The following is a 12669-nucleotide window of genomic DNA, read 5'->3' as shown; positions in this document are numbered from 1 at the left end:
GTGCTACCACGACATGCAGGCCGAGCGGGCGGCCGAGATAGGGGATGGTCAGCTTGTCCGCCGCCCCGAACCGGCGCGAGCGGCCGGCAGCGAGCAGCACCAGCACGGCGCGTTCAGCGCGGATCATGCAGCGCCCGCACCATGCCGGCCGCGATCGATAGCGCGATTTCGGCCGGGCCGACCGCGCCGATATCGATCCCCGCCGGACCCTCGACCCGGTCGATCTGTTCGGGTGCCAGCCCCGCCGCCGCCAGCCGCTCGCGCCGCGCTGCGTGGCTCCGCCGCGATCCGAGCGCCGCGACATAGCCCGCCCCGCCGTTCAGCGCCGCAATCAACGCGGGGTCATCGATCTTGGGATCATGACTCAGCGTCACGACCGCGGTCGCGCCATCGGGGCGCAGTGCCTCCACGGCTTCGTCGGGCCAGCGATCGTCTAGCGTCACGCCGGGAAAGCGCTCGGGCGTCAGGAAGCGACCGCGCGGGTCGATCACCACGGTCGCGATGCCAAGCTCGCGCGCCAGGCCGGCGAGCACCTGCGCGATCTGCACCGCCCCGACGATCAGCAGGCGGCGCGGGGGTTCGTAGCGGTTGATGAAGCCGCCGGGCAGCGGCTCGGTGCCGCTGCGCCCGCTCGTCAGGTCGGTCGCCACCTCCAGGGCCCTGCCCTCGCCGCGCGCCGCCGCGATGGCATCGAACAGCGCCGGGTCGAAGCCTTCCGCCGAGACCGGCTGCACCATCACCGCGATCTCGCCGCCGCACGGCAGGCCGACCTCCCACGCCGCCGCATCGGCCACGCCATAACGGCGCAGCGTGAACGGCGTGCCCGCGATAACCTCCGCCGCCACCGCCATTATATCGGCCTCGACGCACCCGCCCGACACCGATCCTTCGAACCGGCCGTCTTCGTGAATCAGCAAGTGGCTGCCGCGCGGACGCGGAGCCGAGCCCCAGGTCGACACCACCGTCGCCAGCGCCATCCGCGCACCCGCCCATCCGCGCGCGGCGGCGATCACGCTGTCGTTATCGGCCATGGTGCCTCCAAATTGTCATCCGAATCACCTAGCCGCCGGAGTAGCTTGGTGGAGATACGGCGATGACAGGAATGTTGCGAGCGGCGCTGGCGCTGGCCATGATCGCGACTCCCGCGCTCGCCAAGGAGGCCGTCATTTCGTCCAAGCCGATCATCATCGCGCATCGCGGCGCCAGCGGCGAGCGGCCCGAGCACACGCTTGCCGCCTACAGCCTCGCGATCGAACAGGGCGCGGACTTTATCGAGCCCGATCTAGTGATGACCAAGGACGGCCAGCTGGTCGCGCGGCACGAGAATGACATCACCGGCACCACCGATGTGGCAAGCCGCAAGGAATTTGCCGACCGCAAGCGTACCAAGACGATCGACGGGGTGAGCTATACGGGCTGGTTCACCGAGGATTTCACGCTGGCCGAGCTCAAGACGCTGCGTGCCAAGGAACGGCTGCCGCTGCTGCGCCGGGCGAACGCCAAGTTCGACGGGCAGCTCGAGGTCCCGACGCTGCGCGAGATCATCGCGCTGGCCAAGGAGGCGACCGCGAAGACCGGGCGCACGATCGGCATCTATCCCGAAACCAAGCACCCCAGCTATTTCTCCAGCATCGGCCTGCCGATGGAGGCGCTGCTGGTGGCCGAACTGAAGGCCGCCGGCTGGGACCGCGCCGATGCGCCGGTGTTCATCCAGTCGTTCGAGGTCAACAACCTCAAGGCCCTGAAACAGCTGACGCAGGTCAAGCTGATCCAGCTGATGGCGGCCGAAGGCGGCCCGGCGGACGCAGCGCAGCCGAGCTACAAGGCGATGGCGACGCCCGAGGGACTGAAGGCGATCGCCGCCTACGCCGCCGGGGTCGGCCCGCAAAAGGACATGGTGGTGGCGGGCGACGGCACCGTCTCACCGCTGGTCGCCGATGCACACGCGGTGGGGCTCAAGGTCCACCCCTGGACCTTCCGCGCCGAGAATTTCTTCCTCCCCTCCGGTCTGCGCAAGGGCATCAACCCCGCCGGCCATGGCGACATGACCGCGGAGATCACGCGTTTCCTGGCCGCCGGCGTGGATGGTTTATTTACCGATTACCCTTATCTGGGGGTAGAGGCGCGCGATCGGCATTCCCGCTGACCGGCCATCGAGGGACTGCGCCATGCGCAAGGGACTGATTATCGCCGTCGTTACGCTGCCGCTGCTGTCGGGCGGCTGCGTCGCCAAGACCGCATTCGACGTCGTCACCGCGCCGGTCAAGGTCGTGGGCAAGGCCGCCGACTGGGCCACGACCAGCCAGGACGAAGCCGACCGCAACTACGGCCGCAAGATGCGCGAGAAGGAAGAAAAAGAAGGTCGCGAGCGCAAGAAGCAGGACGAAAAGTGCCGCAAGGACCCCGACGACTGCGATTGATCGCGTCAGGCACTCCGCCCCAGTGTCTGCGCGATGGCGCGCAGCACCTCGGGCTTCATCTGCACCCATAAATGGCTTGAATCGACCTCAATCGACCGCGCTGTCTCACAGTCCGGCTCGTGACAGATCGCACCGTTGACCAGCCCGTCGCTCGCACTCCAGATCGCGGTCGCCGGAACCGGCAGCGGCGTCGCCGCCTCCTCCAGCATCGCACGCACGGCTGGATCGTCGGCGCGCTGGCCGCTGACCAGCTCGAACACGCGCCAGACATTGGTGGCGGTGGGCAGCCCAGCGAAGGGCGAACTGACCGTAATCACCTCGCGCACCAGCTCAGGCCGGCGATGCGCGGCGATCCGCGCCATGATGCCGCCCAGCGACACGCCGACCAGCGTCACCTTCTCCCCCGTTTCGCCGTGCACCTGTGCGATCCGCTCGATCAGCCGCTCGCCCTCCGCTCCGATCGCGCGTGCGCCGAAATTGCGACCGAGCGCCCAAGGATAAGCGCGATAGCCGAGTGCATCGAGATAGCGGCGCATGACGATGTTGCTGAGGTCGCTGTTGACGAGTCCCGGCAGCGTCAGCACCGGCCGCCCGTCTCCGCGCGGCTCGGCCAGTAACGCCTTCCACGCGAACGGCAGCGACCCCAGCGACAGCGCCGCACGCGGCCATTCGGCGAGCAATGCCGATGCGGGGGGTGCCTTGGCTTCGACGTTCACGGGCATCGCATCACTCCTCACCGGCACAAGCTCCGGGAAACCCCTCGGTTCCGCACGGCGCGTCGCCATGCTATGCTCCGGACATGATGAGTGAAACCCATGTTTTGGAGCGTCCGCCGGAAGGCGCGGGCGCCGATTGGACGATCCCGCAGAATTGGGACGCCTTCACGGCGCAGGAACATGCCGTGTGGGACACGCTCTATGAGCGCCAGATCAAGCTGTTGCCCGGCCGCGCGTCCAAGGCGTTTCTGCGCGGACTCGACCTGCTCAAGCTGTCCGAAAGCGGCATTCCGAATTTTGAGGAGCTGTCAGAGCGGCTGATGAAGGCCACGGGCTGGCAGGTCGTCGCCGTCCCCGGTCTGGTCCCCGATGACGTGTTCTTCGACCATATGGCCAATCGCCGCTTCGTCGCGGGCAATTTCATCCGCCGCGCCGACCAGCTCGATTATCTGCAGGAGCCGGACGTCTTCCACGACGTGTTCGGCCATGTCCCGCTGCTCGCCGACCCGGTGTTCGCGGACTATATGGAGGCCTATGGCCGCGGCGGGCTGCGCGCGCTGGAGCATGGCGCGCTCAAGCAGCTCTCGCGTCTTTACTGGTACACGGTGGAGTTCGGGCTGATCGAGGAAGACGACGCGCTGCGCATCTATGGCGCCGGGATCGTGTCGAGCCATGGCGAGAGCCGCTACGCGCTCGACAGCGACAGCCCCAACCGGATCGGCTTCGACCTGAAGCGCGTGATGCGAACCGAATATCGCATCGACGATTTCCAGCAGAATTACTTCGTCATCCCTAGCTATGACGAACTGCTGCGCGTGACGGTCGAGACCGACTTCGCCCCGCTCTACGAAGAGATCCTCGCCCAGCCGGACATCGCCATCGCCGCGATCGAGCCGGGCGACCGGGTGATCACACGTGGGACGCAGGACTATGCGCGGAATCGTGATGGCTGATCAAAGTCGCCGGATGATGCTGGCGGCGGCGGGTGCGCTGATGCTGCCGCGCCCGTCTTTCGCTCGTGCGGAAGGGCGAAGCTATCCCAAGAGGATGAGCGACGCAGAGATCGATGCCGTCTTCGAAACCGCCACCAAGGGGCTTCAGGCCCAGACCGACGCCCATGTTGGCTTGTGGCAAGCTGACAAGGCGTCCTGGTCGGTCGACCTGGACGCCGGGCAGATCGAGTTCCGCAACCCCAAGGGGTGGGTCATCACCGCGCCGGTGCAGTTCATCGGAACGTTCCTGACGACGGACAGCACATTTCTATGGGGTTGGGATCACCCCTCCGCCCCCGATTCCCTTCGCGAACATGCCAAGCTGGTGCGCACGTTCGGCGAGGCTCAGGGGCTGGAAGCGCTGACGACACGCAAGATCGAAACGACCGAGGCGGACTGCTGGCGGTTCACGGCGCTGGCAGCCCATCTCGCCGGTGCGAACGGCGCCTATCGCGGCCCGGTGGGCAAGGCGCTCGCCTTCCTCACTTATGGCGAATTGAATATCCGCAAGTCCTGACGCGCGTCACCAGCTCCCGAACCCCGGCGCGAGCCCCTGCCCGTCCGGGCCCGGCCGCGTGGTGCGGTCCCAGCCATAGCGCGTGCGCTTGCGCAGCCGCAGCGTCGGCCAGTCGGCCATCGGGGTCTTGCCCGCCAGCCGCAGGCCGTGGCGGCGATAGGCACCCGCGACCCGTTCCGCCTGCGTCTCCAGCAAGCCGGCAAGGATCAGCGTCCCGCCCTCGGCCAGCACCGCGCTGATGCTCGGCGCCAGCTCGATCAGCGGCCCCGCCAGCACATTGGCGATGACGAGGTCGTAAGGCGCGCGGCCGATCAGCAGCGGATGCTCCAGCCCGGCGGCGGCGGCGAGCGCGAGTTGGCCCTGCATCACGCCGAGCGGCACGCCGTTGATCGCGGCATTCTCCGCCGTCACCTCGACCGACACCGGATCGATGTCCGATGCGGTGGCATAGGCGCGCGGCCACAAATGCATCGCGGCAAAGGCGAGCAGGCCGGTGCCGGTGCCGATGTCGATCAGGTTATCGACCCGCTCCCCCCGCGCACGCATCGCGTCGAGCGTGCGCAGGCATCCGGCGGTGGTCTCATGCGTACCCGTGCCGAACGCGCGGCTCGCCTCGATTTGGAAGCTCTTGGCGCCGACCGGCACGTTCCCGCGATTGGTCGAGGTGTGGACATAAAAGCGCCCGGCATGGACCGGTGCGATCCCCTGCTGGCTCAGCGTCACCCAATCCTCGTCGGGCAGCTGTTCGACGACTTCCTTGGCCTTCGCCGCGCTCGGCACCAAAATGCGGACCGCCGCGATGTCGGCCTTGCCCGGCTTCGCCTCGAAATAGGCCTCGAGCTGCCAGGCGAGCGGATCGTCGGGGATCGTCTCGCTGGTCAGCAGCACCGGCGCGGGGTCGATGCCGAGCAGCTCCGCCCCCTCGAAATCGATCGCCTCGGCCTCGTCGCGCGTGCAGGGCAGGGTCAGTTTCCACGAACTCATCGCACGTAACTCGCCCCGTTCACGTCGAGCACCGCGCCGGTCATCGACGCTGGGGCTTCGAGCGCGCAGAAACGGGCCATGGTCGCCACCTCATCGGGCATCGCGACGCGGCCGAGCGGGATGTCGGCGAGCAACTTGTCGCCGCCGCGGCTCGCCAGATAGTCCTCGGCCATGCCGGTCATGGTGAAGCCGGGGCAGATCGCAAAGGCGAGGATGCCCTCTTTCGCGTAGCCGCGCGCGATGCTCTTGGTCATGCCAATCATCCCCGCCTTGGACGCGGCATAATGCCAGTGCGCGGGGCTGTCGCCGCGATAGGCGGCGCGGCTGGCGATGTTGACCAGACGACCGCCTTCGCCGCGCGCCTGCCAGTGCCTGACCGCAAAGCGGCTGAGCTGGGCCGAGGCGGTCAGGTTGACCTGCATCGTCCGCTCCCACGCCGCGAGCCAGGCGTCGTCGTCCAGGTCGATCGGTGCCGCCTCGAAAATCCCGGCATTGTTGACCAGCACATCGATCCGGCCGTCGAGCTGGTCGAGCGCCGCCTGCCACAAAGCGGCCGGCGCTGCGGGATCGGTAAAGTCGGCGGCAATGCCGCTCGCCGTCCCCTGCCCCACCGCGCGCACGTCGCGGCCATCGAAGCTGGAAAGGATCGCAGCGCCGATGCCGCGACTGGAACCGGTGACTAGGATGTGGGTCGTCATGGCGGACGCGTTAGTCGGAACGCCCGGCATGTCAAATCTCCCCTCCCGCTTGCGGGAGGGGTCGGGGGAGGGCCTGTCAATTGGGCAAGGTCGGGGAGGACAGACCCTCCCCTAGCCCCTCCCGCGAGCGGAAGGGGGACTTAGGCCGCCACGTTGGCCGAAAAGCTGGTCGCCGCGTCGCTGAGCTGGCCAAGCCGCGCGTCGATTTCGCCGAACGCATGCTCCAGCGAGTCGATCTCGCCCGCCACGGCGTGGCTGTCTTCGCGGATCGCGCTGATCGTGTCGGACATCGAGTCCGCCGCCAGCGCGGTTTCGTCGACTGCCGCGGTGATCGCGGTGACCGTCTGCGCCTGCATCGCCATCGCGTCGCGGATGCGGTCGGCACTCGCCTGAACCTCGCTCACCGTCGCGCGGATCGTGGTGCTGGTGGCGACCGTCTGGTCGGTTGCCGACTGGATCGCGGCGATCTTGGCCGCGATATCGTCGGTCGCGCGCGCGGTCTGGCTGGCAAGGCTCTTCACTTCCTGTGCCACAACCGCAAAGCCGCGCCCGGCATCGCCCGCCCGCGCCGCCTCGATCGTCGCATTGAGCGCGAGCAAATTGGTCTGCCCGGCAATCTCGCGGATCAGGCCCAGGATCGATTCGATCGACTGGGCATGCCCGGCGAGCGTCGCGCTCATCATCACCGCCTCGCTCGCATGCGCGCTGGCCCGCTGCGCCACGTCGCTCGCGCCCTCAACCTGCGCGCGGACATCCTCGATCGCGCGGATCAAGCCGGCGGCGGTCGATGCCGCCTCACGCATGGCCAGCGCCGATTGCTCGGCGGCGGCGGCGACTTCATTGGTCTTGCCCTGCATCCCGCGCGCCGCGTTCGCTGCGCCGCGCGCCTGATCGCGCACCCGCGCGCCCAGTGCGCCGGTCATTTCGATCGTACCCGCAATGTCGGCACGGAAGCGGTCCGATTGGTCCTGCCGCGCGCTGCGGGCGAGTTCGGCGTCGCGCACGCCGAGGCGCGAGGCCATAAAGTCCGCCTCCAGCATCGACATGCGCGTCGCAACGTCACTCAACTGTCGGAAGGTCGCGACATCGTCGGGCAGGCGGTCGCTCAGCACTTCGAAGGTGCGGGCATGGGCGAAGGCGAAAGCGGACAACAACGCCCGCAGCGGAATTCGCGCGCGATGTGTGTCGTCGGCATGTTTGGCCGCCATCTCGACCCATTCGCGCTCGAACGGATGGGCGTATTTGACGCGGGTGTAGCGCGTGCTGACCGCGATCTGCTTCTCCAGCCGTTCGCCGACGAAATGGCCGCGGACATGCTCGGTACCGGGCAGCGTCAGATAATGCGTCCAGAAGGCGCGGGCGATGGTCTCAAAATCGTCGCCGATCAGTTCTGCGATGCGCGCGCACCCCGGCGCGATCGCGCCGTCCCAGTCATAATCGCGAATGCGCTCGGCAATGGGGCGGTCGTCGCCGCTCCATTGCCCGAGCTCCTTGGCTCCGGCCATTGATCCCCTCCATCATGCAGCGACTTTTGCGACGAATTCGCCCGCGCTGTTCTTGAGTGTGCCGAGTTCGGCGTCGAGCGCGGCAAAGCCGGCGCCGACCCGCTCGATATCGCTGGCGACACTTTCGGTATCCTCACGGATCGCGCCGATCGTCGCGGACATCGAGTCCGCCGCCAGCGCGGTCTCGTCGACCGCTGCGGTGATCGCGGTCACCGTCTGCGCCTGCACTTCCATCGCGCCGCGGATGCGGTCGGCGCTGGCCTGAACTTCCTGAACCGTGTTGCGGATCGAGGCATTGGTTTCGACCGTGCTGCGCGTGGCCGACTGGATCGCGGCGATCTTGCCCGCAATGTCGTCGGTCGCGCGCGCGGTCTGGTTGGCGAGGCTCTTGACCTCCTGCGCCACCACGGCAAAGCCGCGCCCGGCATCGCCCGCGCGGGCAGCCTCGATCGTCGCGTTGAGCGCGAGCAGGTTGGTCTGCCCGGCAATATCGCGGATCAGACCCAGGATCGATTCGATCGACTTGGCATGGTCCGACAGCATCTCGCTCATCGCCACCGCCTCGCCCGCCTGCACCGATGCGCGGGTCGCGACGTCAGCGGCAACCTCGACCTCGGTGCGGGCATCCTCGATCGCGCGGATCAGGCCGGCTGCAGTATGTGCCGCCTCGCGCATCGCCAGCGCGGACTGTTCGGCGGCGGCGGCGACCTCGCTCGCCTTGCCCAGCATGCCGCGCGCGGCGGCCGAGGTATGGCTTGCCTGTGCCCGCAGCGATTCGCCCTCGCTGGACGCGCGTTCCACGGTATTGCCGATCGAATCGCGGAACTGCCCGGCGAGCCGGTCGCGCGCGACGGTGGCGCTATGTTCGCGATAGAGATTGTAGATTTCGACGGTGATGTCGCTTTCCAGCGCCGACAGCCGCATCAGCGTGTCGATCAGCGTCGGCAGGCGTGCATCGCCCGGCTCAACCCGGCGCACCAGCACTTCCAGCGCGGCGCGGTCGCTCGCGTTGATCATCGACAACAGCGCCATCGGCTGGACATCGGCGTTATAGGCAGCGGCGACCGAACGCTCGATCGATTCGACCCAGGCGCGCCCGCGCGTGTCGAGGAAGCGGTTGCGCAGAAACACCACGCCGACATCGATCATCTTCTGCGTGTCGTCCGGTGCCCAGTCGCGCTCGTCCGCGAAACAGCGCAGCCATTGCTGCCAATAGGCTTCCGAAACGGCCCGGATTTCGGGCTCGAGCATCTCCCAGACGTCGCGGCTCATCCGGTCCATCGACCCGTCAAAGTCGAAAATCCGCAGCCGCGCGGCGATGTCGATCCGGGCGCTCATCGCACCCGTCGCCGGCATGTCCTTGTTCGATCGCGCTGAAGCCACGAAACCGGTCCCCTGTTTCCGCCGGACGCGTGTCGATGCCCGGACTATCACGGCGAGCTAAACCCGAAATGGTTAAGGCCGGGTTAGGGACAGATGATTTGCGGGCTAGCTTCTTGCATCGTTTGCGGCGGGGGCTATTTGGGGGCGCAAATCATAGGGGACACGCCGTGGCCAAGGCCCGCAATATCAACCGCCCGCTCTCACCACACCTGCAAGTGTGGAAATGGGGCCCGCACATGCTCGTTTCGATCCTGCACCGCGTGACGGGCAGCGGCATGGCGACGGTCGGAGTCGGCGTGTTCCTGTGGTGGCTCTATGCGCTGGCATCGGGGCCGGAGGGCTATGCCAAGTTTCTCGACTGTCTGACGGTCGCTAGCGGCGCGCCGAACGCCATCGGCTATATCCTCGGCATCGGGCTGACGCTCAGCTTTTTCCAGCACATGATGAGCGGTATCCGCCACTTCGTAATGGATGCGGGTGCGGCGTTCGAGCTGAAGGTGAACAAGAGCTTCGCGGTGCTGACCATGGTCGTGTCGGTCGCGCTGACCGCCGCTTTGTGGGGCTGGATCGTCTATGGCGAACTGGCCAAGGCACCGAAGTCCGAAACCCCGATCGCGGCGGAGAAGAAGTAATGGGCACCGGAACCAGCATCGGTCGCGTGCGCGGCCTCGGATCGGCGCATGAAGGCACGCATCACTGGCTGCACCAACGCATCACCGCGGGGTCGAACCTGCTGCTGATGCTCTGGCTGATCGTCAGCCTGATCCGCCTGCCCGACATGGGCTATGAAACGGTGCAGGCCTGGCTGTCGGCTCCGATCGCCGCCGTCCCGATGATCCTGCTCGTGATCAGCGTCTTCTATCATTTCCGCCTCGGCCTTCAGGTGGTGATCGAGGATTATCAGCATGACGAGACGCGAATCGTGCTGTTGACGTTGCTCAACTATTTCACCCTCGCCGCCGGGACGTTCGCGATCTTCTCGATCCTCAAGATCGCCTTCACCACCGTTGCCACCGGAGCACCCGCCTGATGTCCGCCGCCTACAAGATCATCGATCACAGCTATGACGCCGTCGTCGTCGGCGCCGGTGGTTCGGGCCTGCGCGCGACCATGGGCTGCGCCGAAGCGGGGCTGAAGACCGCGTGCATCACCAAGGTGTTCCCGACCCGGTCGCACACCGTCGCGGCCCAGGGCGGCATCGCCGCCTCGCTCGGCAACAACTCGCCCGATCACTGGACCTGGCACATGTTCGACACCGTCAAGGGATCGGACTGGCTGGGCGACCAGGACGCGATCGAATATATGGTGCGCGAAGCCCCGGCGGCGGTGATCGAGCTGGAACATGCCGGCGTGCCGTTTAGCCGCAACGACAATGGCACCATCTATCAGCGCCCGTTCGGCGGCCACATGCAGAATATGGGCGAAGGCCCCCCGGTGCAGCGCACCTGCGCCGCGGCCGACCGCACCGGCCATGCGATGCTGCACGCACTGTATCAGCAGTCGCTGAAATATGACGCGGACTTCTTCATCGAATATTTCGCGCTCGACCTGATCATGGAAAACGGTGCGTGCCGTGGCGTGATCGCCATGTGCATGGAGGATGGCAGCATCCACCGCTTCCGCTCGCACGCCGTGGTCCTGGCCACCGGTGGCGGCGGGCGCGTGTATCAGTCGGCGACGTCGGCGCACACCTGCACCGGCGATGGCAACGGCATGGCACTGCGCGCCGGCATTGCGCTGCAGGACATGGAGTTCGTGCAGTTCCACCCGACCGGCATCTATGGCGCGGGCGTGCTGATCACCGAAGGCGCACGCGGCGAAGGCGGCTACCTCACCAATTCCGAGGGCGAGCGCTTCATGGAGCGCTACGCACCCTCGGCCAAGGATCTCGCCAGCCGCGACGTCGTCGCGCGTTCGATGGCGATGGAGATCCGCGAGGGGCGCGGCGTCGGCAAGGACAGCGACCATATCTTCCTGCACCTCGATCACATCGATCCGAAGGTGCTGGCCGAGCGGCTGCCCGGCATCACCGAAACCGGCAAGATCTTTGCCGGTGTCGATCTGACCAAGAAGCCGCTGCCGGTGGTGCCGACCGTCCACTACAATATGGGCGGCGTGCCGACCAACTATCATGGCGAAGTCGTGCAGCTGCGCGACGGCAACCCCGATGCGGTCGTCCCCGGCCTGTTCGCGGTCGGTGAAGCGGCGTGCGTGTCTGTGCATGGCGCCAACCGCCTCGGTTCGAACAGCCTGATCGATCTGGTCGTGTTCGGCCGTGCGACCGGCCTGCGGCTCAAGGAACTGCTCAAGCCCAACACGCCGCACAACCCGCTGCCCAAGGGGTCGGAGGAGTTTGCGCTCACCCGCCTCGACCATTTCCGCAATGCCAAGGGTGGCACCCCGACGGCAAAGATCCGCGCCGAGATGCAGCGCGCGATGCAGAAGCACGCCGCCGTGTTCCGCGACACCGCGCTGCTGGCCGAGGGCGTCACCAAGATGGACGGCATCTATCAGAGCATGAACGATGTCGGCGTGACCGACCGTTCGCTGATCTGGAACACCGACCTGATCGAGACGCTCGAACTCGACAACCTGATCAGCCAGGCCGTCGTCACCATCCGCAGCGCCGACAACCGCAAGGAATCGCGCGGCGCACACATGCACGAGGACTTCCCGGATCGCGACGACGCGACCTGGATGAAGCACACCGTGGCGAGCTTCGAAGGCTGGGGCGGCAAAGGCGGCGCGGTCGCGATCGACTACCGCCCGGTCCACGACTATACGCTCACCGACGAGGTCGAGTATATCAAGCCGAAGAAGCGGGTGTATTGATTTGCTGGCGGTCTAGGCCGCCAGCTAAATCTCCGCGCGATACTCTCGTGCTGGCTGCTGGAACATGAAGCGCGCCCGCTTCGTATCCATGCGGTCATGCAGGACGCGCACGATTAGCACCGTCTCGTCGCGGATCAGATAATAGATGCTGTGGCTGCCCTCACCGATCCGGCGCAGCCCGGGGTGTAATGCGTCCTGTCCCGTACCGAGCGCAGGGAAGCGCCGCAGCCCCTGCATCCGCGCATTGAGGGCCCGCAGGTAGGTTTCAGCCTGCTCCGGTCCCCAATGTTCGAGCGAATAGGCATAGATCGAGTCGAGGTCGGCAATCGCGCCAGGCAGGAGTTCCAGCGCGAGCGTCACTCAGCGGCGGTCTTCGATGCGAGCCACGCCTCGAAGTCGAAGGGAACGGGTTCACCGCTCGTCAAGCCATCCTCAATCGCCGCGCGCAGTTCGGCAAGCCGCTGCTCCTCATCCTCCAGCAGCCGCAACCCCGCGCGGATCACCTCGCTCATCGAGCCATAGCGCCCCGACGCGACCTGTCGCGCGGCGAAGGCGGTGAAGTGGTCGCCCAGGGCGACGCTGGTGTTCTTGGCTGCCATGGCGCTATAGTACCAAAATCCGG

The 12669-nt window shown here is 66.8% G+C and carries 16 protein-coding genes; 7 read left to right on the top strand and 9 right to left on the bottom strand.

Features of this window, described 5'->3' with window-relative positions:
• Both AX681_RS18165 and AX681_RS18160 read right to left on the bottom strand, forming a co-directional pair.
• Nucleotides 1–127: NTP transferase domain-containing protein (locus tag AX681_RS18165; protein ID WP_156456134.1), on the bottom strand; the 127-nt coding region annotated here is incomplete at its 3' end.
• The gene (locus AX681_RS18160; protein ID WP_066659702.1) at nt 114–1031 is read right to left on the bottom strand and encodes an XdhC family protein; all 918 of its coding nucleotides are present in this window, start codon (nt 1029–1031) and stop codon (nt 114–116) included. The genes AX681_RS18165 and AX681_RS18160, both read right to left, overlap by 14 nt.
• 62 nt (nt 1032–1093) lie before the next feature.
• Here AX681_RS18160 and AX681_RS18155 point away from each other — a divergent pair, with 62 nt between their 5' ends.
• Nucleotides 1094–2146 (top strand): glycerophosphodiester phosphodiesterase, encoded by a 1053-nt coding sequence (locus tag AX681_RS18155; RefSeq protein ID WP_082737937.1) that lies wholly within the window; start codon nt 1094–1096, stop codon nt 2144–2146.
• 22 nt (nt 2147–2168) lie between these two features.
• Nucleotides 2169–2420, top strand: a complete 252-nt coding sequence (locus AX681_RS18150; protein WP_066659701.1) for a hypothetical protein — start codon at nt 2169–2171, stop codon at nt 2418–2420.
• Nucleotides 2421–2425: 5 nt separating this feature from the next.
• Here the strand turns inward: AX681_RS18150 and AX681_RS18145 are convergent, their stop codons facing one another.
• A complete protein-coding gene (locus AX681_RS18145; protein ID WP_066659700.1) occupies nt 2426–3142 on the bottom strand; it encodes an alpha/beta fold hydrolase in 717 nt (238 codons plus the stop codon).
• A 77-nt stretch (nt 3143–3219) separates the two neighbouring features.
• Here AX681_RS18145 and phhA point away from each other — a divergent pair, with 77 nt between their 5' ends.
• Together phhA and AX681_RS18135 are read left to right on the top strand one after the other, a co-directional pair.
• Nucleotides 3220–4089 carry a phenylalanine 4-monooxygenase gene (gene phhA, locus AX681_RS18140; RefSeq protein WP_066659698.1) on the top strand — a complete coding sequence of 290 codons (870 nt, stop codon included), beginning with the start codon at nt 3220–3222 and terminating at the stop codon, nt 4087–4089.
• Nucleotides 4082–4645 (top strand): DUF6882 domain-containing protein, encoded by a 564-nt coding sequence (locus AX681_RS18135; RefSeq protein WP_197421902.1) that lies wholly within the window; start codon nt 4082–4084, stop codon nt 4643–4645. The genes phhA and AX681_RS18135 overlap by 8 nt, the downstream gene beginning before the upstream one ends.
• A 6-nt stretch (nt 4646–4651) precedes the next feature.
• Here the strand turns inward: AX681_RS18135 and AX681_RS18130 are convergent, their stop codons facing one another.
• The 4 genes from AX681_RS18130 to AX681_RS18115 all read right to left on the bottom strand — a co-directional run bounded on the left by AX681_RS18130 (nt 4652) and on the right by AX681_RS18115 (nt 9188).
• Nucleotides 4652–5629: a 50S ribosomal protein L11 methyltransferase gene (locus AX681_RS18130; RefSeq protein WP_066659695.1), complete on the bottom strand. Its 978-nt coding sequence runs from the start codon at nt 5627–5629 to the stop codon at nt 4652–4654.
• Nucleotides 5626–6327: an SDR family NAD(P)-dependent oxidoreductase gene (locus AX681_RS18125; protein WP_066659694.1), complete on the bottom strand. Its 702-nt coding sequence runs from the start codon at nt 6325–6327 to the stop codon at nt 5626–5628. Before AX681_RS18125 ends, AX681_RS18130 begins: the two co-directional genes overlap by 4 nt.
• A gap of 140 nt (nt 6328–6467) precedes the next feature.
• Nucleotides 6468–7832, bottom strand: coding sequence for a methyl-accepting chemotaxis protein (locus AX681_RS18120; protein ID WP_066655466.1), 1365 nt, complete (start codon nt 7830–7832; stop codon nt 6468–6470).
• Between the two features lie 12 nt (nt 7833–7844).
• Complete coding sequence (locus AX681_RS18115; protein WP_066655477.1) at nt 7845–9188, bottom strand: methyl-accepting chemotaxis protein; 1344 nt, start codon at nt 9186–9188, stop codon at nt 7845–7847.
• A 194-nt stretch (nt 9189–9382) separates the two neighbouring features.
• On the opposite strand from AX681_RS18115, the gene sdhC reads away from it, so the two are divergent.
• The 3 genes from sdhC to sdhA are packed head-to-tail and all read left to right on the top strand — an operon-like array spanning nt 9383 to nt 12047.
• Nucleotides 9383–9847 (top strand): succinate dehydrogenase, cytochrome b556 subunit, encoded by a 465-nt coding sequence (sdhC, locus tag AX681_RS18110; RefSeq protein WP_066655479.1) that lies wholly within the window; start codon nt 9383–9385, stop codon nt 9845–9847.
• Nucleotides 9847–10245 carry a succinate dehydrogenase, hydrophobic membrane anchor protein gene (gene sdhD, locus AX681_RS18105; protein WP_066655481.1) on the top strand — a complete coding sequence of 133 codons (399 nt, stop codon included), beginning with the start codon at nt 9847–9849 and terminating at the stop codon, nt 10243–10245. Before sdhC ends, sdhD begins: the two co-directional genes overlap by 1 nt.
• On the top strand, nt 10245–12047 hold the full coding sequence (sdhA, locus tag AX681_RS18100) for a succinate dehydrogenase flavoprotein subunit (protein ID WP_066655483.1): 1803 nt from the start codon (nt 10245–10247) through the stop codon (nt 12045–12047). Before sdhD ends, sdhA begins: the two co-directional genes overlap by 1 nt.
• 24 nt (nt 12048–12071) lie before the next feature.
• Here the strand turns inward: sdhA and AX681_RS18095 are convergent, their stop codons facing one another.
• Nucleotides 12072–12407, bottom strand: a complete 336-nt coding sequence (locus AX681_RS18095) for a type II toxin-antitoxin system RelE/ParE family toxin (RefSeq protein ID WP_066655486.1) — start codon at nt 12405–12407, stop codon at nt 12072–12074.
• Nucleotides 12404–12669 (bottom strand): type II toxin-antitoxin system ParD family antitoxin (locus AX681_RS18090; RefSeq protein ID WP_231735014.1); only part of this gene is annotated, 266 nt, incomplete at its 5' end. The genes AX681_RS18095 and AX681_RS18090, both read right to left, overlap by 4 nt.

Source organism: Sphingomonas sp. CCH9-E2 (genome assembly GCF_001557215.1).
Lineage (GTDB): Bacteria > Pseudomonadota > Alphaproteobacteria > Sphingomonadales > Sphingomonadaceae > Sphingomonas.
This window is presented reverse-complemented; position numbering and strand designations above follow the sequence as displayed.